General features: G+C 57.8%; 27 protein-coding genes. 13 read left to right on the top strand and 14 right to left on the bottom strand.

Features of this window, described 5'->3' with window-relative positions; translation table 11 throughout:
- Positions 1 to 14: 14 nt before the first annotated feature.
- Together rpsD and trmB are read right to left on the bottom strand one after the other, a co-directional pair.
- Positions 15 to 614 (bottom strand): 30S ribosomal protein S4, encoded by a 600-nt coding sequence (rpsD, locus tag CLV97_RS00830; RefSeq protein ID WP_106343620.1) that lies wholly within the window; start codon positions 612 to 614, stop codon positions 15 to 17.
- Positions 615 to 874: 260 nt separating this feature from the next.
- Positions 875 to 1606, bottom strand: coding sequence for a tRNA (guanosine(46)-N7)-methyltransferase TrmB (gene trmB / locus CLV97_RS00825; protein WP_106343619.1), 732 nt, complete (start codon positions 1604 to 1606; stop codon positions 875 to 877).
- Positions 1607 to 2115: 509 nt separating this feature from the next.
- On the opposite strand from trmB, the gene CLV97_RS00820 reads away from it, so the two are divergent.
- From CLV97_RS00820 to CLV97_RS00795, 6 genes are all read left to right on the top strand, one after another.
- Entirely contained in the window at positions 2116 to 3084 is a 969-nt protein-coding gene (locus CLV97_RS00820; protein ID WP_106343618.1) for a sugar phosphate isomerase/epimerase family protein, read from the top strand.
- 120 nt (positions 3085 to 3204) lie between these two features.
- Complete coding sequence (locus CLV97_RS00815; RefSeq protein WP_106343617.1) at positions 3205 to 4236, top strand: Gfo/Idh/MocA family protein; 1032 nt, start codon at positions 3205 to 3207, stop codon at positions 4234 to 4236.
- Between the two features lie 23 nt (positions 4237 to 4259).
- Complete coding sequence (locus CLV97_RS00810) at positions 4260 to 5315, top strand: Gfo/Idh/MocA family protein (RefSeq protein ID WP_106343742.1); 1056 nt, start codon at positions 4260 to 4262, stop codon at positions 5313 to 5315.
- Positions 5316 to 5396: 81 nt separating this feature from the next.
- Entirely contained in the window at positions 5397 to 6671 is a 1275-nt protein-coding gene (locus tag CLV97_RS00805) for an ABC transporter substrate-binding protein (protein WP_106343741.1), read from the top strand.
- Positions 6672 to 6810: 139 nt separating this feature from the next.
- Entirely contained in the window at positions 6811 to 8112 is a 1302-nt protein-coding gene (locus CLV97_RS00800; RefSeq protein WP_106343740.1) for a carbohydrate ABC transporter permease, read from the top strand.
- Positions 8113 to 8124: 12 nt separating this feature from the next.
- Positions 8125 to 8952, top strand: coding sequence for a carbohydrate ABC transporter permease (locus tag CLV97_RS00795; protein ID WP_106343616.1), 828 nt, complete (start codon positions 8125 to 8127; stop codon positions 8950 to 8952).
- Between the two features lie 211 nt (positions 8953 to 9163).
- Here CLV97_RS00795 and CLV97_RS00790 read toward each other — a convergent pair whose 3' ends face one another.
- From CLV97_RS00790 to spoVAC, 5 genes are all read right to left on the bottom strand, one after another.
- Positions 9164 to 9769 carry a GNAT family N-acetyltransferase gene (locus CLV97_RS00790; RefSeq protein ID WP_170070314.1) on the bottom strand — a complete coding sequence of 202 codons (606 nt, stop codon included), beginning with the start codon at positions 9767 to 9769 and terminating at the stop codon, positions 9164 to 9166.
- Between the two features lie 223 nt (positions 9770 to 9992).
- Positions 9993 to 11273, bottom strand: coding sequence for a Glu/Leu/Phe/Val family dehydrogenase (locus CLV97_RS00785; RefSeq protein ID WP_281257561.1), 1281 nt, complete (start codon positions 11271 to 11273; stop codon positions 9993 to 9995).
- Positions 11274 to 11983: 710 nt separating this feature from the next.
- Positions 11984 to 12334 (bottom strand): stage V sporulation protein AE, encoded by a 351-nt coding sequence (gene spoVAE / locus CLV97_RS00780; protein WP_106343613.1) that lies wholly within the window; start codon positions 12332 to 12334, stop codon positions 11984 to 11986.
- A gap of 14 nt (positions 12335 to 12348) precedes the next feature.
- Positions 12349 to 13350, bottom strand: a complete 1002-nt coding sequence (gene spoVAD, locus CLV97_RS00775; protein ID WP_106343612.1) for a stage V sporulation protein AD — start codon at positions 13348 to 13350, stop codon at positions 12349 to 12351.
- Complete coding sequence (gene spoVAC, locus CLV97_RS00770) at positions 13351 to 13821, bottom strand: stage V sporulation protein AC (RefSeq protein WP_106343611.1); 471 nt, start codon at positions 13819 to 13821, stop codon at positions 13351 to 13353.
- 396 nt (positions 13822 to 14217) lie between these two features.
- On the opposite strand from spoVAC, the gene CLV97_RS00765 reads away from it, so the two are divergent.
- Positions 14218 to 14655, top strand: coding sequence for a YhcN/YlaJ family sporulation lipoprotein (locus CLV97_RS00765; RefSeq protein ID WP_106343610.1), 438 nt, complete (start codon positions 14218 to 14220; stop codon positions 14653 to 14655).
- A gap of 48 nt (positions 14656 to 14703) precedes the next feature.
- Here the strand turns inward: CLV97_RS00765 and CLV97_RS00760 are convergent, their stop codons facing one another.
- Genes CLV97_RS00760 through CLV97_RS18015 form a run of 4 tightly spaced genes read right to left on the bottom strand, consistent with a single transcriptional unit; the run spans position 14704 to position 18017 of the window.
- Positions 14704 to 15831, bottom strand: coding sequence for a dihydrolipoamide acetyltransferase family protein (locus tag CLV97_RS00760; RefSeq protein WP_170070313.1), 1128 nt, complete (start codon positions 15829 to 15831; stop codon positions 14704 to 14706).
- A 19-nt stretch (positions 15832 to 15850) separates the two neighbouring features.
- Entirely contained in the window at positions 15851 to 16870 is a 1020-nt protein-coding gene (locus CLV97_RS00755; protein WP_106343608.1) for an alpha-ketoacid dehydrogenase subunit beta, read from the bottom strand.
- A 27-nt stretch (positions 16871 to 16897) separates the two neighbouring features.
- Positions 16898 to 17902, bottom strand: a complete 1005-nt coding sequence (locus CLV97_RS00750; protein ID WP_106343607.1) for a thiamine pyrophosphate-dependent dehydrogenase E1 component subunit alpha — start codon at positions 17900 to 17902, stop codon at positions 16898 to 16900.
- Positions 17865 to 18017: a hypothetical protein gene (locus CLV97_RS18015; RefSeq protein WP_170070312.1), complete on the bottom strand. Its 153-nt coding sequence runs from the start codon at positions 18015 to 18017 to the stop codon at positions 17865 to 17867. The genes CLV97_RS00750 and CLV97_RS18015 overlap by 38 nt, the downstream gene beginning before the upstream one ends.
- 129 nt (positions 18018 to 18146) lie before the next feature.
- On the opposite strand from CLV97_RS18015, the gene CLV97_RS00745 reads away from it, so the two are divergent.
- Positions 18147 to 18746, top strand: coding sequence for a histidine phosphatase family protein (locus CLV97_RS00745; RefSeq protein ID WP_170070311.1), 600 nt, complete (start codon positions 18147 to 18149; stop codon positions 18744 to 18746).
- Between the two features lie 26 nt (positions 18747 to 18772).
- On the opposite strand, the gene CLV97_RS00740 is transcribed toward CLV97_RS00745, so the two are convergent.
- Together CLV97_RS00740 and CLV97_RS00735 are read right to left on the bottom strand one after the other, a co-directional pair.
- The gene (locus CLV97_RS00740) at positions 18773 to 19651 is read right to left on the bottom strand and encodes a metal-dependent hydrolase (protein ID WP_170070310.1); all 879 of its coding nucleotides are present in this window, start codon (positions 19649 to 19651) and stop codon (positions 18773 to 18775) included.
- A gap of 34 nt (positions 19652 to 19685) precedes the next feature.
- Positions 19686 to 21254 carry an MDR family MFS transporter gene (locus CLV97_RS00735; protein WP_106343604.1) on the bottom strand — a complete coding sequence of 523 codons (1569 nt, stop codon included), beginning with the start codon at positions 21252 to 21254 and terminating at the stop codon, positions 19686 to 19688.
- 207 nt (positions 21255 to 21461) lie between these two features.
- Between CLV97_RS00735 and CLV97_RS00730 the strand changes: the two genes are divergently transcribed.
- From CLV97_RS00730 to CLV97_RS00720, 3 genes are all read left to right on the top strand, one after another.
- The gene (locus CLV97_RS00730; RefSeq protein ID WP_106343603.1) at positions 21462 to 22232 is read left to right on the top strand and encodes a 3-hydroxybutyrate dehydrogenase; all 771 of its coding nucleotides are present in this window, start codon (positions 21462 to 21464) and stop codon (positions 22230 to 22232) included.
- Positions 22233 to 22329: 97 nt separating this feature from the next.
- Positions 22330 to 22809 (top strand): PaaI family thioesterase, encoded by a 480-nt coding sequence (locus tag CLV97_RS00725; RefSeq protein ID WP_170070309.1) that lies wholly within the window; start codon positions 22330 to 22332, stop codon positions 22807 to 22809.
- A gap of 6 nt (positions 22810 to 22815) precedes the next feature.
- Complete coding sequence (locus CLV97_RS00720) at positions 22816 to 23307, top strand: NUDIX hydrolase (protein WP_106343601.1); 492 nt, start codon at positions 22816 to 22818, stop codon at positions 23305 to 23307.
- A gap of 102 nt (positions 23308 to 23409) precedes the next feature.
- Here the strand turns inward: CLV97_RS00720 and CLV97_RS00715 are convergent, their stop codons facing one another.
- Positions 23410 to 23907, bottom strand: a complete 498-nt coding sequence (locus tag CLV97_RS00715; RefSeq protein WP_245891301.1) for a GAF domain-containing protein — start codon at positions 23905 to 23907, stop codon at positions 23410 to 23412.
- A gap of 137 nt (positions 23908 to 24044) precedes the next feature.
- Between CLV97_RS00715 and CLV97_RS00710 the strand changes: the two genes are divergently transcribed.
- Positions 24045 to 25163: an aminopeptidase gene (locus tag CLV97_RS00710; protein ID WP_106343599.1), complete on the top strand. Its 1119-nt coding sequence runs from the start codon at positions 24045 to 24047 to the stop codon at positions 25161 to 25163.
- Positions 25164 to 25482: 319 nt separating this feature from the next.
- Entirely contained in the window at positions 25483 to 25788 is a 306-nt protein-coding gene (locus tag CLV97_RS00705) for a hypothetical protein (protein ID WP_146130373.1), read from the top strand.
- Positions 25789 to 25817 lie beyond the last annotated feature (29 nt).

The raw sequence follows: 25817 nt of genomic DNA, 5'->3' as shown, positions 1-25817 counted from the left end.
CCGCATATCGCATTTTAACGCGAGTAGTACTCGATGACCAGCGTTTCGTTGATCTCCGCCGGCAGTTCTTCCCGTTCCGGCAGGCGGGTATACGTACCCTCCATCTTGTTTTCGTCGTAGGTCAGGTAGTCGGGGAGATAGTCCCGATCTTCCAGGGCTTCCTTCACGATGGCGAGATCCCGGCTCTTTTCCCGAAGCCCGATCACATCGCCCGGTTTTACCTGGTAGGAGGGACGGTCCACCTTTTTCCCGTTCACGGTGATATGGCCGTGAACGACCAGCTGACGGGCCTGCGGACGGGTGCGGGCGAAGCCGATGCGGTAAACCAGGTTGTCCAGGCGGGATTCCAAAAGCTTCAGCAGGTTTTCCCCGTGGACACCCTTCAACTTGCCGGATCGGACATACAGGTTGCGGAGCTGTTTTTCGCTTACGCCGTACATGAAGCGGATTTTCTGCTTCTCCTGAAGTTGGAGACCGTATTCACTCAGTTTGCGCCGCTGTCCGGGACCGTGCTGCCCCGGGGGATACGGACGCTTCAGCTCCTTTCCCGTACCGGAAAGGGAGATGCCGAGGCGGCGGCTCAATTTCCAACGCGGTCCAGTGTAACGTGCCATGAAATTTGACTCCTTTCATCATTTGCGTGATTGCAAATGACAGGGTGGCTGGTCCGCTGAAACTTGCCCGCGCTTTCCGGATGGCGGCGAAAAGCGGGACACCCGACGGCTCTGCCATCGGGGCGGAACCAGTGAGGGTGATCCATCACCTATCCTTTGCAAAGCCATCCTCAAGTCCCCTAGGAGTGGGTCTTTGAGCCATACAAATCAATATTATAAGGCTCGGGCGGGAAAAGTCAACGCCTTGCGTCAAGGGCGCCTCAGAGAAGCTTCGGGGAAGCGGAATGCCGGAAGCCCTTCGAGTCCTCCGGTGATGTTTCCGGGGCATCCCCTTTCGACGGATCGTCATCCAGGGGGAGGGGTTCCGCCAACACATAGTAGATCGGAAGGCCCGCCGAGACGAATTTTTCTTCGTACTCGGTCATGATGTTCTCTTCGGCATAGGGACTTCGGTGCAGGTCTTCGCTCTTTTCCAGCACGCGGAAGCGGGAGTCTTCCAGCTCCTCCAGCGTGAACTGGTACAAATCCCGGCTGTCCGTCTTCAGCAGGAGGTGGCCGCCGGGCTTGAGTACCTGCCGGTACAGGGCGAGGAACCGCCGATGGGTCAGCCGGCGCTTGGCATGCCGGCGCTTGGGCCAGGGATCGCTGAAGTGGAGATAAAGGCGATCCACTTCACCCGGGGCGAAGATCTCGGCGAGACGGGCGACGTCCGTCCACAAGAAGCGGAGGTTGTCGCATTCCGCTTCGTCCGACTTTTTCAAGGCCGTCAACAGCACTTCCTCGATCCGTTCGACCCCGATCCAGTTGACGGCCGGTTTGAGACCGCAAACGACCGAGAGAAAGCGCCCTTTTCCCGTCCCCAGCTCCACGTGAATCGGATTGTCATTGCCAAAATAGGTGCGCCACTTTCCCCGGATCCGTTCCGGCTCGCCGACGACCCGGGGATGGCGGCTGACCAGCTCTTTGGCGCGGGGGTTTCTTCTGAGTCTCATGCTTCGTTCGTCCTCCGTTCCGTTTCATCGGCAATATGCGGCAATGGAAGGCCGCAATGGCCGATGCGAAAAGTCCCGAAGGGATCATCCCCCATTGTAGCGGGAAATGGAAAAGAGGGCAAAAGGTATGTGGGCTGGGACGTCCCAGGGAAGATTTTGACAAACTTTTCAGTCTTGTGTCCCCGCGGAGGGTGGGATATTCTAAAAATGTGTAATCCCTTTCAAAAAAGAGGCGTTCGAGAGGCGCTCGGAAGCAAAACCGCTCTCGTCGGGCAGCCCTCTCAAAATGATTTGCGTTTTCATCAAAATCATCGTCGATTCATGACAAAAAAGAGTTTGACATTTCGCGGAATCCTGTCGTATGATTCACGCGAAGCATCTTCCCGCACTACATGCCGGTTGGGAGGGATCCGGTTCAAAGGATTGCAGTTTGTTGTTGGATCTTTGGAAAGCGGCTTCATCCGCTTGCGACGAACGCCAAAACCTGATCAAAGGGGGAGGAGCGATCGATGAAACTGGGTGTGTTCACCGTTCTGTTTGCGCAAAAGCCCTTTGAGGAAATGCTGGATTACGTCAAGGAAGCCGGACTGGATGCGGTGGAGCTGGGGACCGGGAATTATCCGGGAAATGCTCATTGCAATCCCGACGTACTGTTGTCTGATGAAAATAAATTGAAAGAATTTAAGCAAACGGTTGCACAAAAAGGGTTGCAGATCAGCGCATTAAGCTGTCACGGCAACCCTTTGTCGCCTGATAAAGCGTTTGCACAACAATCCCACGAAACTTTTGTAAAAACCGTTCAGTTGGCTGAAAAATTGGAGGTTCCCGTGGTCAACTGCTTCTCCGGGACGCCGGGGGATCACGAAGGAGCCAAGTACCCCAACTGGCCGGTGGCTCCCTGGCCCAACGAGTATCGGGAAGTCTTGAAATGGCAGTGGGAAGAGAAGCTGATTCCCTACTGGAAGGAATGGGGAAAATATGCTGCCGATCACAACGTGAAAATCGGTTTGGAGCTGCACGGAGGGTTTCTCGTCCACACGCCGGCCACCCTGCTGCGCCTCCGGGAGGCCGTCGGCGAGGTGATCGGCGCCAACCTGGATCCCAGCCATCTGTGGTGGCAGGGGATCGATCCGGTGGCCGCGGTCAAAATTTTGGGCAAAGAGGGAGCCATTCACCATTTCCACGCCAAGGACACCTATATCGATCAGGATAACGTAAACATGTACGGCCTGACGGATATGCAATCCTATGCCAACATGCAGGAGCGCGCCTGGTTGTTCCGGACGGTGGGGTACGGACACGATCTGAAAACCTGGGCGGACATTCTGAGCGCGCTGCGCCTGGTCGGCTACGATTATGTGGTCAGCATCGAGCACGAGGACGCCCTGTTGTCCATCGAAGAGGGATTCCTCAAGGCGGTGGAAAACCTGAAACGGGTTCTTCCCGAAGAATCCCTCGGCGAGATGTGGTGGGTGTAATTTTCGGGAAGTTCCGGAAGCGGTGAAAGAGAGCGGGGCGGAAGGGATGTGCCGCTCATCGGTCGCGGCGGCGCATCCCCCTCAGAACAGGATATGAACCAGCAGAGGAGGAAAGACGATATGGCAAAAGTGAGGGTTGCGGTGATCGGATGCGGCAGCATCGCCAAGCATCGGCACATTCCCGAGTTTGCCGCTCATCCGCAAGTGGAATTGGCAGCCTTTTGTGACGCGGTGGAGGAAAGGGCGGCGGCCTTCGCCGACCGGTACGGGGGAGAGGCCTACACGGATTATCGGGAGCTGCTTCGGAGGGAGGACATCGACGCTGTCAGCGTCTGCACTCCCAACGTGTATCACGCGCCCATTTCCATCGCCGCCGCCGAGTCCGGCAAGCATGTCCTGTGCGAAAAGCCGATGGCCACATCCCGGGAAGAGGCGCTGAATATGATCCGGGCCGCGAAGGAGCGGGGCGTGGTTCTGATGATCGCCCACAACCAGCGGCTGATGCCCCCCCATGTCAAGGCGAGGGAGGTTTTGGAGAGCGGCACGCTGGGGCGCGTTCTCACCTTCCGCACCGCCTTCGCGCACGGCGGACCGGAAAGCTGGAGCGTCGAAGGGAAGGGCGGATGGTTCTTCCGCAAGGATAGGGCATTTCTCGGGGCCCTGGGGGATCTGGGCATTCACAAGGTGGACCTGATTCGCTGGCTGCTCAAGGATGAGATCGTCGAGGTGGGAGCCTTTGTCGATACGCTCCACAAGGAAAATACGGACGTGGATGACAACGCGGTGTTCATCCTCCGCACCTCCAATGGAGTGATGGGTACCATGGCGGCCAGCTGGACCCACGTCCCCGGCGAGGACAACAGCACCGTCCTCTACTGTGAAAAGGGGTTGATCCGCATCGGAGCCGATCCGGAGTATCCGCTGATCGTCGAACGGGCCGACGGCAACGTGGAAAAACACCGGGTGGGGCCCATCGCCACCAATGAGGAAGGCGGGCAGACGAAGAGCGGAGTGATCGACGCATTCCTGGAGAGCATTCTCAACGGGACGCCTCCGCTCATTCCCGGGGAAGAGGGGATGAAGTCACTGAGCGTCATTTTGGCCGCCCTGCAGTCGGCGGAGGATAAGCGGATCGCAAGCGTCGAGCTATGACGGATATGGAGTGGAGTGAAATCATGCGGGAAAAGTGGCGTTTCGGGATTGTCGGGGCAGGAGGCATTTCCGAACTGCATTTGAACACGTTGGAAAAGGAACCCCGCGCGGAAGTGGTCGCCATTTCGGACGTGGCCGTCGAGAAGGCGCGGGAACGGGCGGAAAGGCACGGGATTCCCCATGTCTACAAAGATTTCGGGGATTTGATCCGGCGGGAGGATGTGGATGCCGTCATCGTCTGCGTGCCCAACGATCTCCACGCACCGGTGGCGATTGATGCCCTCCGCGCGGGCAAGCATGTGCTCTGCGAAAAGCCGATGGCCATCAACGGGGATCTGGCCCGGAAGATGGCGGAGGTTGCCAAAGAGACGAACCGGGTGCTGATGATCGGCCAAAACAACCGATTCCACAGCGAAACCCTCCTGTTGAAGGAATTGATCGAAAAAGGGAAATTGGGCCAGATCTACCATGCGAAGACGGGCTGGATCCGCAGGAACGGTATTCCCGGCTGGGGGAGCTGGTTCACGTCGATGGAGAGGGCCGGCGGTGGGCCCCTGATCGACATCGGCGTCCACATGCTGGACCTCACCTTGTGGCTGATGGGCTTTCCCAAGCCCCTCGCCGTCTTCGGCCAGACCTACGGGGTGTTCGGCCCGAGGAAAAAGGGGTTGTCCGGCTATGGATCGATCGACGAACGGGGTGTCTTCGATGTGGAGGACCTGGCGGTGGCGATGATCCGGTTTGAAGGGGGAGTCACCCTGACCCTGGATGTCAGCTGGGCCGCCTACGTGGAGCGGGATCGGGTCTTCGTCAACCTGTTCGGCAGCGAAGGCGGCGCCGCCGTCGATCTCCACGACCGGAAGATCACCCTGTTTCACGAGGAGGGAAACACGCCGGTGGATTCGGTGCTTCGGCCGGCCCGCCGGGATGACCGCCTTCACCTGTTGAAAAATTTCATCGACAGCATGGAAGGGACGGCTTCTCCCATCTGTACTCCGGAACACGGGGTGTATATCCACCGGATTTTGGATGCCATCTATCGCTCGTCCCGGACGGGCGAACTGGTGGAGCTGGATTAATACGAAAAGGGGGTGATGGCCGAGGGAGGGATGCTAGACCGCTTCAGACGGAATATCCAGTTTGCAAAGGGGGAAAAAGCCATGCACTTATGGAAAAAAATCGGGTCGATTGGTTTGGCGTTGGCGTTGATGTTGACGACGGTCGCCTGCGGCAGTTCCGACAGCGGATCGGATGAAGGAAAAGGCGAACAGGTGACCATCGTCTACGCCCGGGGCAAGGATGACACGGGATCCACCCAGAAGCTGGTGGAAGCCTTTGAAAAGAAACACCCGAACATCAAGGTGAAGTACAAGGAGATGCCGACGGACACCGGCGTCAGCCACGACCAGTACGTGACGATGCTCTCCGCACAGTCTTCGGAAATCGATGTGTTCGATCTGGATGTAATTTGGCCGGCGGAATTCGCCCAGGCCGGATACGTGCAGGATCTGGACCGTTTCATCCAGCGGGACAACATCGACATGAGCCAGTATGTTCAAGGTGCTGTGGAAGCCGGGAACTTCAACGGAAAACAGTGGGCGATGCCCAAGTTTATCGACGCGGGGCTTCTGTACTACCGGAAGGATATCGTGAAGGAGCCCCCCAAAACCTGGGATGAGCTGATCGAACTCGCCAAGAAGCACAAGGGCGATAAGGGCACCAAGTCCGGCTTCGTGATGCAGGCCGCCCAATACGAAGGTTTGGTCTGTAACTTCATCGAGTTCGCCGGTTCCTACGGCGGCCGGATCCTTGACGAAAAGGGGAATGTGGTGATCAACTCTCCCGAGACGGTTAAGGGTCTGGAAAAGATGATCGAGGTCGTCAAATCCGGCGCGGTGCCTGGCAACATCCTGGCGATCAAGGAGCCGGAAACGCACCAGATGTACAAAGAAGGAGAATCGGTGCTGGCCCGCAACTGGCCGTACATGTTTGCGATTGTCCAAAACCCGGATGAATCCAAGATCGTGGATAAGGTGGGAGTGGCCCCGCTGCCGAAAGGGGACAAGGAATCCGCCGCGGCGCTGGGCGGTTGGATGATCGGTATCAACAAGTATTCCAAAAACAAAGAAGCGGCTTGGGAATTTGTGAAGTTCGTCTCCGGACCGGAGGGGCAGAAGATTTCCGCTCTCTACAGCCATTCTCCGACATACCTGCCGACCTATGACGATCCGGAAGTGCAGAAGGCCAACCCCCTCTACGCCGATGAAAACTTTGTCAAAGGGGTAAGCGCGGCGATTCCTCGTCCGGTGTCCCCGGAATATCCGAAGATTTCCGAAATCATCCAGGTCGAAGTTTCCAAAGCCTTGGCCGGGAAGCAGTCGGCGAAGGAAGCCGTCAAAAACATGGAGAAGCAGCTGAAAGAAGTGGTGAAATGAGGTTCTCCTCGACATCGGGAGGAAGCCGCATCCCCTTTGAAGGGGGCGGCTTCCACCCCCTTCAATAGGCGCATGCCCGCGGGAAAAACGGCAACTCCGCCCTTTATCCTAAGGACAGTCAAAGTTGGTGAAAGAACTCATGGGGAAAAAGCGAAGTCTGTCCGAAAAACACATCGGATACCTGTTGGTGCTGCCGGCACTCGTCGTCATCCTCGTGATCGCGATTTGGCCGGTGCTTCGATCCTTTTGGATGAGTCTGTACGACATCCGGTTGAACGATCCGACAAAGCTCCAGATCCAGAGCAGTTATGGGATCGACGTGGAGCGCTACGCCGACACGGTTCCTTACCTGATGAACGCCCTGGACAGCGAAATCCGGCAAGCTCCGGAGGACGTCAAGGGTCAGCTCCAGAGCCTGAAGAGCGATTTGGGGGAGCTGAAAAAGGCCGTCGAGGGCAATCCCCAGGTGTCCGAGCGGCTGGATGAAGTGAATGAATTGTTAAACAACTTCCAGCCGGTTCCGGAAAAACTGAAATATGCCCGGGTGGACGAGGAGCTCGCCCTGAAAATCCGCCAGGAGCTGGAACGGATCCACACCGAAATCAAAGCGATCGACGCGGACAAATTGCAAAAACAAAACGATCTCCTCGGACTGGTGAACGGCTGGCGGGAAACGATCATCGAGCCCAACTTTGTCGGTTTCAAATATTACCTGGAGTTTGCAAACAGTTCCCGGATGTGGAACGCCCTTGCCAACACGACCATCTTTACGGTCATCTCCGTTTTCCTGGAGCTGGCGTTGGGTTTGTGGATCGCCGTCCTGATCAACAAACAGTTCAGGGGACGGGGGATTGTCCGGGCCGCCGTGCTGGTTCCCTGGGCTTTGCCCACCGTCATCGCCGCTTTGATGTGGAAGTTTCTTTTTGACGGTCAAAACGGCGTGATGGCCAAGATTTTTGCGGAGATCGGGCTGATTCCCAACATGGGTGCACTGTTGACCACCAAGTTCTGGTCGATGTTTGCCGTCATCTTCGCCGATGTATGGAAAACGACGCCCTTCATGGCCCTTTTGCTCTTGGCGGGACTGCAAACCATTCCCCAGTCCCTCTATGAGGCGGCAGAAGTGGATGGTGCCTCCAAAACGCAGCAGTTTTTCAAGATTACTCTGCCGATGCTGAAATCGACCATCCTGGTCGCTCTGCTCTTCAGAACCCTGGACGCTTTCCGGGTGTTCGACCTGGTTTACGTGTTGACCGGCGGAGGACCTGCCAACTCGACGGAAACAATCTCCATTTTCGCCTACAAAACGATGTTTGCCCAGCTGAACTTCGGGGCCGGCTCCGCGCTGTCCGTGGTCGTCTTTATCTGCGTGGCTTTGATCAGCCTGGTCTTCGTCAAATTGCTCGGTTCCGATCTCATCAGCGACGGGCGCAGACGGTGAGGGGGTGATTGGATGCAGAAAAAAGCAGGTCCGGGGTTTTATGTATTCTTGGTCGGTTTCGTATTCGTGATCCTGTTTCCCTTCTTGTGGCAGTTCCTGGCATCCCTGAAGCCCCCCGGCGAATTATTCGGGGAAAGCGCCTTTAAACTGTTTGCGTCGAATCCGACGCTGGACAACTATGTGCGGGTCTTTACCCTGCGGCCCTTCGGCTCTTATCTGTGGAACAGCTTTGTCGTGGCGTCCCTGACCACCGTCTACTGCGTGTTTGTGGCGGCCATCGCCGCCTATGCGATCGCCCGACTGCATTTCCGCGGGAAAACCCTGGTACTCGGGCTGTTTCTGATGGTGTCGATGTTCCCGCAGATCGCCACCATTGCCCCCATTTACCTGTTCATGAAATCGGTCAATCTCACCAACTCCTATTTGGGGCTGGTGATTCCATATACCACCTTTGCCCTGCCTTTGGCTGTGTGGAACTTGACCGCCTTTTACCGGCAAATTCCCTACGATCTCGAAGAAGCGGCCAAGGTGGACGGGGCGACGGTGATGCAGACCTTCTGGAAGGTGATCTTCCCCCTGGCGGTGCCCGGCACCTTCACCACGGCGATCCTCGTCTTCATCGCCGCCTGGAACGAGTTTTTCTTCGCCCTGACCATCAACACCGAGGAGACAATGAAGACGGTACCGGTGGGAATCGCCCTGTTCCAAGGCCGATACACGATCCCTTGGGGGGAAATTTCCGCCGCCTCCGTCATCGTGACGATTCCTCTGGTGATCATGGTTTTGATCTTTCAACGCCGGATTATTTCGGGGATTACGGCCGGCGCCGTCAAGGAGTAAAAATGGAAACGGAAAAAGCTTTCAAGGCCACCAGAGATGGTGGCCTTTTTATTAATCAAGTGGCAGAAGGAGCGATTTTTGTCGAGCGCCGTGGATAAGGCGGCTCCTCGCACCCGCCCCGGCTTCGAGGTTTGTCAGCGTTTCAGTCCACAGCCGTGTGCCCTTTTTATTTCCGGATGTTCTACGAGCAGTCGGTCGAAAGCATCCTTTCTCATGTGGGCGCATGCGGAGCCGGAGCCGCCGGTTCCCTCATCGCCGCTCCTCCGCCTTGTTTCCGCCTTTTCCATTCGTCGGCGGTGATGGCGAAGAGCAGGTGATCGTGAAACCGACCCATGAGATACGCCGCCTGATGAAGCGTTCCCTCCATCCGGAACCCGAGGCGGAGCGGTATCGACTGGCTGGATACATTGGCGGTGGTGCAGCGGATTTCGATCCGGTTGATCGCCCGCCGGTCGATCAGGTAATCGATCAGGGCAGCGGTCGAACGACGCATGATTCCCCGACCCACGAATTCTCTTCCCAACCAGTAACCGATTTCCGCCACCCGGTTCCAGGCGTCGATTCGCTCCACGGTGATGGATCCGGCCAGCATCCCGTGGAACCATATGCCGAAATGGGCCTCCGTGCCAGTGGAGTAGCGGCCCAGTGAACGGAGGATGTAGTTTTCCGCATCGTTTTCCACCCGCATCCGATCCACCCAGGGAAGCCACGGGCGCAAATGATCGCGATTGGACGCCACCAGCCGAAACAGCGCCGGCGCATGGCTCATTTCCAACAGGCGGAGATGGATGAAATCGTCGACGGGGATGGTGAGCACGGCCGTTTCCCCCCTGCAGCAGGCAAGCTTCGCTCCTTCAGTATGCGCAATCCCCGGGGCAATCATCGGCATCCCGCGGCGGAAACAGAAGGAAGAATCGGGAGGGGTTCGCAAGGGGAGGAATGGATTTGAAGCGCTAAAGGGATCCGGCTTCTCGCAAGATATACGCGCCTCGAAAGAAAAAAGGCGCCTGCCTTCGGGGGCAAGCGCCCGATTGCCGGAGTCACCGCTGGAGAACGGCCTGGTGTTCCTTGATCCAGCCCCGGGCAACCATCGCCTTGACGACCCGGGAAATGGACACCATATAGGCGGCTGTCCGCATATCCACCTTTTTCTCCTGATGCATCCGGTAAACGTTGTGGTAAGCATCCACCATTTTTTGTTCCAGTTTGCTGTTCACTTCTTCTTCCGGCCAATGATAATTCATGAGGTTTTGAACCCATTCAAAATAGGAGACGGTGACTCCGCCGGCATTGGCCAGGATATCCGGAATCACGTGAATTCCCTTGTCGTAGAGGATCCGGTCCGCTTCCGGCGTGGTGGGGCCGTTGGCCGCCTCCGCAACGATTTTGGCGCGGATGCGGTCGGCGTTCTCTTCGTGGATCTGATCCTCCAGGGCGGCGGGGACCAGGATGTCCACTTCCAGTTCCAGGAGCTCCCGGTTGGTGATTTGCCGGGTTTTGTCGCCGAAGTAATCGGTGAAATGGATGACCGAACCGGTCTTCTCCTTGATGTTGACGGCCTCCTTCGGATCGATGCCGTTGGGGTTGAAGATGCCGCCCTGCGAGTCGCTGATGGCCACGATGCGGCAGCCCAATTCCTGAAGGAGAAGAGCGCTGTAGCGGCCCGCGTTGCCAAAGCCTTGAACGGCGACAGTGGCTTCTTTCAGGGGGATTCCCCGCTTTTCCGCCGCTTCCCGGATGGTGAAGACGCATCCGAGGGCGGTGGCTTTGTCCCGTCCCAGGGAACCGCCGATAATCGGGTCCTTGCCGGTGATGACGCCGGGGGTGAAGGTTTGGCGCATGCGGCTGAACTCATCCATCATCCAACCCATGATTTCGGCGTTGGTGTACACGTCCGGCGCCGGGATGTCCTTTTCCGGCCCGATGATCGAGGCGATGGCCTGGATGAAGCCCCGGCTCACCCGTTCCAGTTCTCCCTTGGACAACTGTTTCGGATTGCAGACGACGCCCCCCTTGGCCCCTCCGTAGGGGAGACCGACAACGCCGCATTTAAAGGTCATCCACATCGAAAGGGCCTTGACTTCGTCCATGGTCACATCGGGGTGAAAACGGATGCCTCCCTTGGTCGGTCCGATGGCGTCGTTGTGCTGCGAGCGGTATCCGTGAAAAATCCGGGTGCTGCCGTCATCCATGGTCACGGGGAAGGAGACGCAGAGGACGCGCGTCGGATGCAGCAGAATCTCCGTGACGTTGCGGTCCAGCCCGAGCAGGTTGGCGGCGTGAGCGATCTGATGTTGAGCCATTTCAAAGGGATTATGCATAGATCGACCTCCATTCATTCTCATTGTGATTTTGATAAAACTTCGCCTAGTTCAAAAATTAACTCGTAATCTGCAACAGGGATTTCTCGGTCTCATTCGGCAAGCTCGGATCGGGATTGATTTTTAGAGAGTTATTCACCAATGAAAATGAATATTTTTCCACCTACGGGACAAACGGGCGTATCGGGAAGGTTTGTCGGGAGGGTGGTCTGTATCCAGAACACGAGGATTACAGGGATATTATATCGTTGATGAATCGGCCTCTCCACCCCGATCCTCCGTTCGGGGGAGGGAGGATGAGTGGAGAAAAATGCACGCAAATGAATAATGATTCCGCTTTCATGAACGGGTTTTTTAAATAGATAAAAAATTTGCGGCTTCCTGTTTTTTCGATGTGCCGAAGGCAGCGGGTTAAAAGGCTTGGACTACCGCCGTCCGGATATCGATAAGGAAGCGTTTTCATGGACGACGGCCAATTGAAATCCGATGCACCGCCTCTTGGCGAAGGTTGTCAGGGAATGGATGTTTGTCCACATCAAGAATCGAAGGGTGAAAGGGCTTGATAGGCGGGATGCGGCCGGGCGGCCGCCGTCCGGTGGCGGCCGGCAAGTTGTCGGGATGGGGGGTCCATCGCCGGTAGAGCACGGTAGAGGAAGCAAGAGCCGTTTTGAGGGAGCGGGAAAGCGTTGGATTCAGACCGTGTTTGGAGATCATCCTTTCGGCCGGAAGATCAACGCCGCCAGAAAACCGAAGATGATGGCCGAGGAGATACCGGCGCTGGTCACTTCGAAAATTCCGGTGATCACACCGATCAGCCCGTGCCTCTCCGCTTCGGCCATCGCACCGTGGACGAGGGCGTTGCCGAAACTGGTGATGGGAACGGTGGCTCCGGCTCCCGCAAAATCGATCAGCGGCTCATACAGATTAAAGCCGTCCATAAGGGCCCCCACGACAACCAGAGTGCTGGTGGTGTGGGCGGGTGTCAGTTTGAACACATCGATCAGCAGCTGTCCGATCACGCAGATCAATCCCCCGACGACAAACGCCCAGAAAAAGATCATGCCATTTTTCCCTCCTAGTTGGATTGAATCGCCACCGCGTGGGCGATGCACGGAATGCTTTCCTTCTGCTGGTAGCTCAGGGGGGAGAGGAGGGCCCCCGTGGCCACGATCAACACCTTCTTCAGTTCTCCCCGGCGCATCCGGTTGAGCACATGGCCGTAGGTGACGCAGGCGGAACTGGCGCAGCCGCTGGCTCCGGCCTGAACGGGTTGGTCCTCCCGGTAGATCATCAGCCCGCAGTCGCCGAAGCGGTCCGGGGGAAGCTCCAGACCTTGTTTGGACAGCAGCTCGGCTGCGATGGGAAGGCCGACCCGCCCCAGGTCCCCGGTCAGAATCAGGTCGTACTCCGTCGGGGAGGTTTGCAGATCCCGGAAGTGAGCCGCAATCGTGTCCACCGCTGCGGGGGCCATCGCCGCCCCCATGTTGAAGGGATCGGAGATGCCCATGTCGACGACCCTTCCGATGGTTGCCGCCGTCACCCGGGGACCGTTTCCCACGGAGGCGACCACGGCGGCGCCGGCTCCGGTTACGGTCCACTGGGCCGTGGGCGGCTTCTGGGACCCATATTCCGTCGGGTAGCGGAATTGCTTTTCGGCGGCGCCGTTATGGCTGGCCGTGGCCGTCAGTACCCGGTCGGCATACCCGGAGGATACCATCAGCGAGGCCAAGGCGAGCCCCTCCATCGACGTGGAGCAGGCCCCGAACAAACCGAAGTAGGGCACGGACAGGGTTCGGGCGGAGAAACTGCTGGTGATGATCTGGTTCAGGAGGTCGCCGGCAAGGTAAAATTGAATGTCCTCCTTTTGCATCCCCGCCTTTTGGATGGCTAGGTCGCAGGCCTGTTCCATCAGTTTTTTCTCCGCTTTTTCGTAGCTGTCCTGACCGAGCCACAGGTCATCGAAAAGGAGATCGAAATCCTCGGAAAGGGGGCCCTGTGCTTCAAAGGGGCCGCCCACGGCGGCCGAAGCGGTGATCGTCGGTTGTTTGTCGAAAATCCACGTTTGCCCCTGGAGCACTCACATCCCCCCCAATCCGCGGAGGATCACCTTGACGGTCGCGATGATGAAGGCGGAAAAGACCCCGAAGACGATGACCGATCCGGCCAGTTTGAACATGTTGCCCCCCACCCCGAGGACAAAGCCTTCGGACCGGTGTTCAATGGCCGACGAAGTGAGGGCGTTGGCAAAGCCGGTCACCGGGATGATCGTCCCCGCGCCGGCCCATTGGGCGATGTGGTCGTAGACGCCGAGTCCGGTCAGCAGGGAGGAGATGAAGATGAGAGTGGCGACGGTGGGATCCCCTGCGGTTTTTTCGGTGAAATCAAAAAAGCGCATGTAGAAGGTGGAGATCAGCTGTCCGAGCAGACAGATCGTTCCCCCCGACAAAAAGGCCAGGATGCAGTTTTTTAGCACGGGACGGCTCGGCTCTCTTTTTTTGGCGAAGTCCTGGTATTGCTGTTGGATGGGGCTGTTTTTTTGGTTGGACATGTGTGCTCACCTCAGCTTCATTCCAGAAGGGATTTCGGCGATCGCCGACGGGTTGCGGACGCGATGGAAAAGGGGGCGTTCCCCGGAATCTCCGATGAGATCGTCGCCCCGATGCGTGATCATCCGACGCCGAGTCATGGGGAAGCATGTTGATGCGGGCACCGCCAGCTAAAGGATCAACCCCGGATCCCGAGGATTTCGCTCTTCGCATTTGAGACGTCCCGCCTTTTCACCCGGAGCGATGTGCACCGCTTCTCCGAAGGTATCGGGTTCTTGAATTCACAGCCGGTGCTCCCCGACCGTTTCCTCCCACGTTTACATGATGAGGAATGCGGTGGGTTTTTATGCAGAGGAAGTGTCCATAATATCTTGCAGAGCAGAAAGGAGGGACGATGGTTGAAAGGGTTTTTGTCGACCTGTCTCATTCTGGCCATCCTCCTGACGGGTTGCCAGGCGGCGGAAAAACCCCAGGAAAAGGCCAAGGGACCGACGGAGTTGCCGGTCATCGACCGAATGGCCTTGGAGGAGACGAAGAAAATCGCGAAGGAAAACCGCCGGGTGGACGAGGTGGCGGCGGTGACGCTGAAGGATGAGCTTTATGTGGGTTTGAAGGTGACCAACTTCAATCGTTTCTTTTTGCGGAGCATCCGCAAGGATGTGCACGGACGGCTGAAGGATCAGTTTCCGGAACGCGCTGTCCATGTGACGACTGACAGCAAGCTGTTTGACGACCTGTCCCGGTTGGAGGGCCGGATTCGCGAAAATCCGTGGGGAATGGACCGGGAGGATTTGAAGCGGAAACTGTACAAGATTCACGAGGATATGAAGGGTTGAGGCGACAAAAAAGAAGGTCCCAGAATGGAACCTTCCATTTCTTTCGTGTTACAACAAGCGGTCCGGATCGGCGAGGAGGCCGACGAGCGTCTGGAGGAATCGTGCCGCCGGGGCTCCGTCGATGATCCGGTGATCGAAGGTCAGGCTGAGGGGAAGCCTCTTTTGTTCCACCGGACGCTCCCCCTCCAGGACGAGCCGGGAATCGATTTGTCCCACTCCGAGCAGAGCCGCCTCGGGGGGATTGAGGATCGGAGTGAAGAATTGGACACCGTATGGGCCCAGGTTGGACACTGTGAAGGTGCTGCCCTTCAGGTCTTTCGCGGCCAGTTTTTGGCTGCGGGCCTCTTCCGCGATTCGCCGCACCGCCTCATCCAACTGGCGAAGGGACATGCGCTCTGCCCGGGGGATGACGGGAACCAACAAACCTTCCTCGGTATCGACGGCGATACCCAGGTGAACGGACGAGAAGGTGCGAATGCCGTTTTCCTCCCAAACCGCGTTCATATAGGGATGTTTTTCGACGGACAGTACCGTTGCCCGCAAGATCCAGGCGGTGAAACCGATCTCGGGGGCCAATTCCCGCCCTCGAACCGACAATCGGGTTACGTCGGCCCAGGCGGTGATCGTCAGCTGAGCGGATCGGCCGAGGCTCTCCATCATTCGCCTGGCGATGGTCCTGCGAACGGGAGTGAGGGGCGTGATGCTTTCTTCCGCCGATGAAGGGAGGGAATTGGCCGCCCTGCGGACGTCCTTTTCCGTAATGCGACCCTCGGGACCGGTCCCGACGAGTGTGGTGAGATCCACCTTGAGCTCCTTTGCCAGCCGGCGCACCCGCGGGGATGCGCGGACGAAGTGATGATCCCTCTCTTCGGATTTTTTCGCTTTTTCCGTGTCGCCTGTCTTTTCCCGGACAGAAACGGCCGGTTCCTCCGCCGCGGGCTCAATGACGGCCAAAATATCGTCGACCGCGGCCACTTCCCCTCGTTTGACCAAAATGTTGATCAGCCGGCCGGTCACAGGGGCTTCAATTTCAAATACGGCTTTTTCTGTTTGTACTTCAACCAGGACTTCCCCCTGTTTGACCCAATCCCCTTCTGACCGGTGCCAGAAAACAATCAGGCTTTCCCTCACTTCTTCGGAGGTCTGCGGCAACCGGATTTCCACTTCCTTTGTCAACATCATTCCTCCCCGACAATTATTCCTGCATCAGTTGAACCACTGTGTCATATATGGCCTGGGGACCCGGGATGATAAATTGTTCAAGAGGTCGGCTATAGGGGATGGGTACGTCGGGAACGGCCAGCCGTCGGATCGGCGCTTCCAGTTCATACATTGCTTCTTCGGCCGCCAAAGCTGCCACTTCGGCCGTCATGCCGTAGGAGCGATAATCTTCGTCAACCACCACCAGGCGATGGGTCTTTTTGACTGACTGAAGGATGGTTTCCTTATCCAGAGGGACCAGGGATCGAAGATCGATCACTTCCGCATCGATCCCTTCTTGCTCCAATCGTTTCGCCGCCTCCAGTGCGTAATGGGTCATCATTTGGAGGGCAACGATGGTCACATCCCTGCCTTCTCGCATGACTTTGGCCTTGCCGAGGGGAACGGTGTAGGATTCTTCGGGGACGGGTCCGATGGAGGCGTCGATTTGATCCATCCAACCTAATCCCTGCAGCGATTTGTGGAACATGAACACGACGGGGTTGTCGTCGCGGATGGCCGAGATCATCATCCCCTTCAGGTCGTAGGGCGTGGATGGAGCGACCACTTTCATTCCCGGAAGGTGCGCAAAGGTGGCGTAAAGGGTCTGGGAGTGCTGGGCCGCGTCGCTGTATCCGCCTCCTACGGCTGTCATCAGCACGATTGGTAGATCGACGTTGCCTCCGGACATGTAATGGATCTTGGCCATGTGGTTATAGATCTGGTCCATGCAAACCCCGAAAAAGTCGACGAACATCAACTCCACCACGGGTCGCATTCCCTCGGCGGCTGCTCCGATCGCCGCTCCGATAAAAGCCGTTTCGGAAATGGGGGTATCCAATACCCGGCTGGGTCCGAACTTTTTCAACAGTCCTTCGGTGGATCCGAAAATTCCCCCGTATTTTCCCACATCTTCCCCCATGACAAATACGCGAGGGTCCCGTTCCATTTCTTGGGCGATCGCTTCCGCCATCGCCTTGTTACCCGTCAGCATCCGCTTGGCTGTGGTTTCCATGTCCCAACGCTCCTTTCTCAAAAAGAATCAGACCCTGGCCTTCACTTCGTGAAACACATCTTCCAGGGCTTCAGTCGGATCAGGGTACGGGCTGCTTCGGGCAAACTCGTATGCCTCATCCACTTCTCCGCGGGCTCGGCTTTCCAATTGCTCCAGCTCTTCGGAGGAAACGGTGTGTTCCTTTATCAGCAGCGTCCTGAGTCGATCGATGGGATCTTTCTTTCGAAGAGACGGTACTTCTTCCGGATCGCGGTAAATCTCGGGATCCCCTTGGAAGTGGCCCAGGTAGCGATAAGTCTCAATCTCGATGATGGATGGTCCTTCCCCGCGTCGTGCTCGGCTTACGGTTTCCTCAGATACGCGGTACATCTCGATCGGATCGTTGTCCTTGATGTAATAACCCGGGATTCCATATGCGGATGCCCGCCGGTCATTGGTTTTCACTGCCGTGGATTCGACCTTTGGCACGGATATTCCGTAGGCATTGTCTTCGATAACCACGATGAGCGGCAGCTTCCACAGAGCGGCTAAATTGAGGGTTTCGTGGAATGCACCTGCATTGGCCGCTCCCTCGCCGACAAAGGCGACGGCAACCGAGTCCTCGCCCTTCATTTTGGCTGCCAGGGCGGCGCCGGCGGCGTGGGGAATTCCGGCGGCGATAATTCCTCCGCAGGAAAATTTGACGCGCGGATCAAACAGGTGCATGTGTCCTCCCTTTCCTTTTCCCAGCCCCGTTTTTTTCCCAAAGATTTCGGCGGTCATGCGCTTCAGATCGACTCCTTTGGCGATGGCGTGGTGGTGGGGACGATGGGGGGCGGTGACGGTGTCCTGATCCCGAAGGTGAGCACAAATGCCCACGGCTGCCGGTTCTTGTCCGGCTGCCAGATGCATTTCCCCGGGAACGGTTCCCGCACCAATGTTGAATACCGGTTTTTTCCCCTCTTCGTACACCCTGGCCATGGTCTCTTCGTAGTAGCGGATTTTGACCATCTGTTCATACATCCACTTCAGTTTCTGAAGCGGCACGGTCATCCTGCCATTCCCCCTTTGTGAAACTTCCTTGAGTATCCAATTGCAAAATTCGTGCCAATACCGAATCTTTGGAAAAGAAACGCTGAGCTGTGCCTTTTTGAAACAGTTGTTTCATCCCTCTGCGTTGATTTGAAACGGCGAAAAAAGGGACAAAAGGACATGGGCGGCGTGTGGTAAAATGGGATCACAGCCCTTTTTCCCTTGCAGGATGGGCGGGGATCGAGAAAGAGGGGGGAGGAGCAGGGTGGAGACTCACGTCTTTCTGGTTCGGCACGGGGAAACGGCCTGGAACCGGGAACGTCGGTTCCAGGGACATCAGGACATTCCGCTGAGTCCCGAGGGTCTCTCCCAGGCGGAGCGGCTGGCCCAAAGCCTCAGGTCCGAAGCTTTCGATGCCGTCTATTCCAGCGATTTGCGGCGGGCCGTTCAGACGGCGGAAATCATCGCCCGCGAGCAGTCCCTTCCCGTCGTGACATTAAAGGGATTGAGGGAGCGCTTCATGGGGGAGTGGGAAGGACTGACCCGGGAAGAGGTTGCCGCCCGTTTTCCCGACTGGCCACAGAGGATCGCCGAGGGAAAGCACGGAACGGAGTCCCTTTCCGCGTTGCAGGAGCGCATGATGAACCAGTTGGACCATTTGGTGCGCCTCCACCGGGGCGGGCGCATTTTGGCGGTCAGCCATGGGGGAAGCATCAACGCCGTGTTGGCCAGAGTGAGCCGGGGCCGATACGGACCCGGTATGACCCGCATTGAAAACACCAGCCTGACTCACCTGGTATATGATCACCAACTGAATCATTGGCGTGTGGAAAAGGTGAACATCACCGAGCATTTGGCCGTTTGAGCGGGCCGCCCCGGGCGGCCCGCTTTTTATTCCTTTGGTACCTCCACCGTTTGACTGAGTAGAGATGGGCGGATGAGGCGGAAGCGAGGATCGTAGATGGTCACCCGGTAGGCGTCGTTTTCCTCGTTGACCGCGGCTCCGTAGAAGGGGGCGAAGCGGGCGATGGCCTTCGCGTCCGGATCCTCGAGGGCTCGTGGGACGGCGGGATGACGCCGGTCATCGACGATCGTTTTTTCCTTGACCGGCGGGGCGAAGGCCGTGGTCCGCCAGTATTCGAAGCGGTCATCCCGCTTCACGATGATTTGAAACTGGGTGGGGATGAATTGGGCGGAGGTTGCAACCCGGTCGTAGCCGTCGGGGATTCGATCCACCGCTACCGCAGCCAGGATTCCCTGCAATGCCGTGTAACAACCGATGGCCACCCAGGCCCACCGGAAAGCCTCGGCACGAGCTGCAAAGCGACGGACCAGCCAGGCGGAGAGCAGGATCAGGAGGATCACGACGTCGACGATCGGCAGGATGCCGAGAGAATACCTTCCCTGATCGAGGGGCTCCCAGATGCCCGTTCCCCAACTGTTGGAAAGGTCGGACAATATATGGATGATCACGCCGCCCAGCGCCAGCAGGTATGCTTTTTTCCAGCGGAAAGAACGGTTGAAAAGAGCGACGATTCCCAAGGCCAAAAGGGCCATGACCGGCGAGAACAGGAAGGAGTGGGTGAAGCCGCGGTGCCAGGTGAGATAGGCCTCATCCCCGAGAAAGGTGGTGAAGGACTCGATGTCGGGGATTTCCGCCCCGATGACGGCGGCGGCGGCGTACCCGGCCCGCTCCTTCCGGCTGAGGTCCGATGGGGCTGTGGCGGCGTACAAGGCGTAACCCAGAAGTCCGTGGGTGAGGTTATCCAATCCAAATCCCCCTTTTTGCGCAGCGAGTGGCGGTTCAGTCCCCCTTATCGGCTGCCAGGGACTTGGCGTTTCCGCCCGGGACCAGGAAATAGGCGGAGGCCAGCGCCAGAAGGCTGAGGGCGGCGGCGGTGAAGAAGGTGGAGTCCAGGGCTTGGGACAAAATCTGGCTCACCTGGTCGGCCACTTGTTCGGGAAGGGATGCCAACCCTTCGGGATGGGTAATTCCCTGGGCCTCCCGAAGCTGCCGGATGGTTTCCGGATCGAGATTGCCTTGCCGGGCGGAGAGGAAGGAGTCGATTTGCTCCCGGAGGCGCGTGATCATCACGGCTCCCAGGATCGTGACCCCGACGGCTCCCCCCAGGGTACGGGCGAACATCTGCGAAGAGGTGGCGGCACCTCTCCGATCCGCATCCACGGCGTTTTGCACCGCCACGATATAGGTGGTCATCGACAATCCCAGCCCCAGTCCCAGGATGAACATGGAACCCAGGACCAGCAGATAGGGAGTTTCCGCATCCATAAAGGTGAACAGGGCCGCAGCCGAGCTGATCAGGATCACCCCGGCGAGAATGGGAGGACGATATCCGCTTTTCAGCATCCAACGTCCGGCCACGACGGAAGCGGTGCTCCATCCCAGCACCTGCGGGGTGATGGACAGACCGGCCAGGGTGGCGCTTTTCCCCAAGACGCTCTGGACGAACAGGGGAACGAAGGAGATGGCTCCGAACATGCCGATTCCCGTCAGGAAGGCCGTCAGATTGCTGGAATAGATGATCCGGCTCTTAAACAGCTCCACCGGAAGAAAGGGTTGGCTTTCCCTCCGTTCCCACAGGACAAACGCCGTGAGCAGCAGGGCGGCCAGGATCAACAGCAGCCAGGCCGCCGGCGCGTTCCATCCGAGGCTGCCCATCTGCTGGGTGGCGAACAGGAAGGTGAAGACGGACAGCATCAGCAGCAGGGCGCCCACGATGTCGATCCGGAGCCTTTTGTCCGATTTCCGGTTCGCAAGGAAGGCGGCAACGATGGAGATGACGAGCAGACCGAAGGGAAGATTAAACCAGAAAATCCACCGCCAGGAGAAATGGTCGATCGTCCAGCCGCCGACAAAGGGGCCGACCAACGCCGCCAATCCCCACATGGAAGAAAACCATCCCTGGATGCGGGCCCGTTGTTCAAAGGGATAAATATCCCCGACGATGGTCAGGGCGACGGGAAGTACGCCGCCGGCCCCCAATCCCTGAATGATCCGGAAAAAGACCAGTTGCTCCATCGATTCGGCTAGCCCGCACAGGGCGGAACCTCCTACGAACAGGACGACGGCGACGATGAATACCCGCTTGCGCCCATACAGGTCGGCCAACTTGCCGTAGATGGGCACCGTCGTCGTGTTGGCCAGCATGAATGCGGAAAAAACCCAGCTGTACAAGGAAAGGCCGCCCAGGGCGGAGACGACGGTGGGCATGGCCGCGTTGACGATGGTGGCCTCCACCGCCGCCAGAAACATGGCCACCATCAGGGAAGCGGTAATGATGATCCGGCGGGTCGGATTCATGTCTTCCCTCTCCGGATCGGTATTGGAATGGTTTTCGCGGGTGGACGGCATACAGATCTCACCTCTCGATTCGATTCGCGGGATTTCTCCCCGACGACAACATATCTCTATCTTAGTCCGTATCCCGAGAGTTGGGCAAGACGTTGAGTCGGCGCCGGAGGAAGGGGAGCATGCCGTAGGGACCGGGCGGGAGGATTTTTTCCGGCGATCAAGGAAAGATAAGGTCAAGGAAGCAGAATCAGGAGGAGGGAAGAGGTCATGCCGCAAACATCGCGGACCGTCATCGTGACGGGCGCGGCCCGGGGCATCGGTTACGCCATCGCCGAGGCCTTTGCCCGGGAAGGGGACCGGGTGATCGTCGCCGACTTGGATGGGGACGGAGCGGATCAGGCGGCCGAGGCGATCCGGGGCAACGGGGGAAGCGCTTGGGGACATGCCGTCGACGTGGCGAAGGAAGATTCGGTCCGGGCGTTGATCGAACGGGTCCACGCGGAACAGGGTCGCATCGATGTCCTCGTCAACAACGCCGGGTTGCAGTATATCGCCCCGGTGGAGAAATTTCCGCTGGAGAAGTGGAATCATCTGATCGGCGTCATGTTGACGGGCCCGTTTCTGATGATCAAGCACGCGCTCCCCATCATGAAACAGCAGCGGTACGGGCGGATCATCAACATTTCGTCGGTCCACGGACGGACGGCTTCTCCCTTCAAATCCGCCTATATTTCGGCCAAGCACGGCGTTGTCGGCCTGACGCGCACCGTCGCCCTTGAGACGGCGGAATTCGGGATCACGGCCAATGCGATCATGCCCGGAGTGGTGGATACTCCCCTGGTGCGCAACCAGCTGAAGGATCTGGCGGATCAGGAGGGAATCGGGGAAGAAGAGGCCCTGAACAAGCACCTTCTACACAAACAGGCGCTGAAGCGTTTCATCCGGCCCGAGGAAGTGGCGGCGTGCGCCGTTTACCTGGCATCCGATCTGGCCGCATCGGTGACGGGGGAAACGATCGGCGTATCGGGCGGTTGGTAACCCGGTTCGGGGAACCTCCCCCGGCGTCTTTCTTCCCCGGAAGTTTTCGGGTAAGATAATAGGGTAAAAAATTTGTTTAAAATGGATGGGAAGAGAAATGACACTGGATGGGTTGTGGAGAGAACTGCAGGATTTAAACGAGAACGAAGTTTATACCATTCACAAGCTGGTTCAGGCGTTGAAACGGACGCGGGTCAGCCCCTTGGCCTACATTGAGGAGATGATGCATTTTCAATCCCTCGGGCTGGACCAACCGTCCGGCGCCTACATCCATCGCATGTTGGTGACGGATGAATTGCGGAACCGGCTCGGAATTCTCCACGGGGGGGTGACTGCCACCTTCATCGACACGGCCATGGGATCCACGGTGTTTCAGGACATGGGAATCGAACGGGGGGCGGTTACCCTGGACCTGAACATCCATTTTCTGTCCCCGGCCCGGGAGGGTTGGTTGACGGCCAAATCCCACATCATCAAAAAAGGGAAGACGGTTGTGGTGCTGGAGACCAAAGTGACGGACGAGGAGAGCCGATTGATCGCCTCCGCATCGGGTACCTTCTACCGGCTGAAAAAATGAGGAATAATGGAGAGGAGGAAGGATTCGCCTCTTCCCCGAAAGGGGGGATCCGTCGTCTGTAAACCCATGCAAAAACCTTATAAAATCGCTGCGAAAGCGATCATTTTCGACGGAGATCGCGTCCTGGTGCTCCGGAAATCCCCCGCCGAGCGGAGCGCCCGGGACAATCACGGCTGGGATTTTCCCGGCGGGGGATTGGAACCCGCCGAACCGCTGATGGATGCGCTGGCCCGTGAAGTTTGGGAGGAGACCGGACTGGAGGTCAGGGTGATCGGTCCGGCATACATCTACGACGAGATTCAAGAGGAAAAACATCTGATCATCATCAAATTTGCCTGCCATCAACCGACCGGATCCCTCAAGCTGAGCAAGGAACACATCAGCTACCATTGGGTGTCGATGGATCGGTTGTCCGACACGCCCTTTCCGGAATGGATGAAGGAGGAAATCCGTCGGGCCTATCGGATCTATGAGGAGGCGACGGGCGGAGGCAATTGAAGGCCCGGCTCGTCGGCAAGACCTTTGCGGACGGCGGCAGGCCGCCTCATCGGCTGCCGCTTAGGACGTCAGATGCCCCTCCGGTTTGCGGAGGGGCATCTTTTACTTCAGGGGGCTCCAGTCCACGTGACGGACGATCCTTTCGACGAATTGTTCCAGGTATTTTTGGTCGACGGCGTCAAACCGGTTTTTTACGGGGCTGTCGATGTCCAGCACGCCGACGAGGCGGCCTTCCGGCATCATCGGTACGACGATTTCGGAGCGGGAGTCGGCATCGCAGGCGATGTGACCGGGAAATTGGAAAACGTCGGGCACTACCTGGGTCTCCCGCCTCGCGGCGGCGGTCCCGCAGACCCCCTTCCCCACGGGAATGCGGACACAGGCGGGTTTTCCCATGAACGGCCCCAGGACGAGTTCTTCGCCCCTGAGCAGATAAAAGCCGCACCAGTTCACCTGTTCGAGGGAAAAGTAAAGGAGGGATGCGGCGTTGGCCAAGTTGGCCACCCAATCCCGTTCCCCTTCCAGGAGGCTCTCCGCCTGTTTCAGCAGGAGCCCGTAGCGCTCTTCCCGATTCCCTTCCGCCTTTTGGAGGACGAACACGGCCTTTCCCTCCTTTCTGCCGGGGATTTTCCCACAGGGTAAGCATATCATATTTTCCCATCCGACAAGCCTGGATGTAAATCATCCCTTTTCAGTGATAAAATAGTCTGCGGAAATCATCACAAGGGGGTTGGGTCATGCGAGATCCCAGAATTGCAAAATTGGCGCATTTGTTGGTCCATCATTCGTGCCGAGTTCAGAAGGGAGACAAAGTGCTGATCGAGGTGTACGATGCCGGCCACGAACTGGCTCGGGCGTTGGTGTCGGAAATTTACGCGGTGGGGGGATATCCTCACGTGCAACTGCACGATGATACGCTGTCCCGGGCGCTGCTTTTGGGAACCAGCGATGAGCACATGAAGCAGATGGCCCGGTTCGATCTGGTGCGGATGAAGGAGATGGATTGCTACATCGGGATCCGGGGCAGCAACAACATCAACGAGGCGGCCGATGTGCCGTCGGACAAAATGCGGTTGAAGATGGAACTGTACAACAAGCCGGTTCACAAGGAACAACGGGTCAACCACACCCGCTGGGTGATTCTGCGCTATCCCAACGCTTCGATGGCCCAGCTGGCCCAGATGAGCCAGGAGGCCTTCGAGGACTTCTTCTTCGACGTGTGCACCCTGGATTACGCCAAAATGGACCGGGCGATGGATCCGCTGGTGGAGCGCATGGAGCGGACGGATCAGGTGCGGATCGTCGGTCCGGGAACCGACCTCACCTTCTCCATCAAAGGACTGCCCGCCATCAAGTGCGCCGGGCAATTCAACATCCCCGACGGGGAAGTGTTTACTGCACCCGTTCGGGATTCGGTCAACGGCGTCATCACCTTCAACACGGCCAGCGTTTACCAGGGAACCACCTTTGAAAATATCCGCTTTGAGTTCCGCGATGGGAAGATCGTGGATGCGACGGCCAACGACACCAAACGGCTGAACGAAATCCTGGACACCGACGAGGGAGCCCGCTATGTCGGGGAGTTCAGCTTGGGCTTCAATCCCTACATTCTCCACCCGATGAAGGACACGCTGTTTGACGAGAAAATCGACGGCAGCTTCCACTTCACTCCCGGCTCCGCCTACGAGGAGTGCAACAACGGCAACTCGTCGGCGATCCACTGGGATCTGGTGTGCATTCAGCGTCCGGAGTACGGCGGGGGAGAAATCTGGTTCGACGGTGAATTGATCCGCAAGGACGGCCGGTTCGTGGTGCCGGATCTGGAACCGCTGAACCCGGAAAATCTGAAGGGATGAAATCGAAAAAGCGGGTGCGGGGAAGAATGTGCGGTACATACCCTGCGACGCCCCGAGAGAGTTTCGCACGAGCACGGGATGTAAGTCCCGTGCTTTTTTGTTTGGCGTCCGGCAGGCGCCTGCATCTTTGAGACGCGCGTTTTCACTCGGGCAGGATGATGGCGGGGAGAGGGCGCGGTGATCCGCATCCTGCACGCATCGGATGCGTTGTCCTTCGTACATTGATTTCGTCGTGACAAGGGTTGTGGAATTTAACAGAAAATTGAATATATATGGAAGGCGGTCGAAATTTTTTCTTGAAATCAAAGGGGTGAAAGGGTTGGTCCGCCGTCCGTGGTGTTCGATGCTCTTGGCGGGGGTGTCTTTTTCCCTCCTGCTCGCCTTGCTCCTCAGCTTTTCGCTGAGCCCGGCTCACATCTCTCTGGTTTATGGAGAGGAGGGACCGCTGATCCGGATGATTCCCCACACCGATGATCCCTACTGGTTGAGCGTCATCGGCTTCACCGGATGGTTTGTCGCTTTGGGCGGGTTTTCCCTCCTGGGTTTGGGCGGCCTCTCCTTTTTCTTTCGCCGGATGGTTGTGGGCGAGGTGAATCGGAAAGGAAGAGAGGAGCCGGAACCGTGAAAAACCCTCCCCGTTTTTTCGGGGAGGGT

Source organism: Planifilum fimeticola (assembly GCF_003001905.1).
In the GTDB taxonomy this organism is placed as follows: Bacteria; Bacillota; Bacilli; order Thermoactinomycetales; family DSM-44946; genus Planifilum; species Planifilum fimeticola.
Note: the sequence above shows the minus strand (reverse complement) of the source record. Positions and strands in the feature narration are given on the sequence as shown.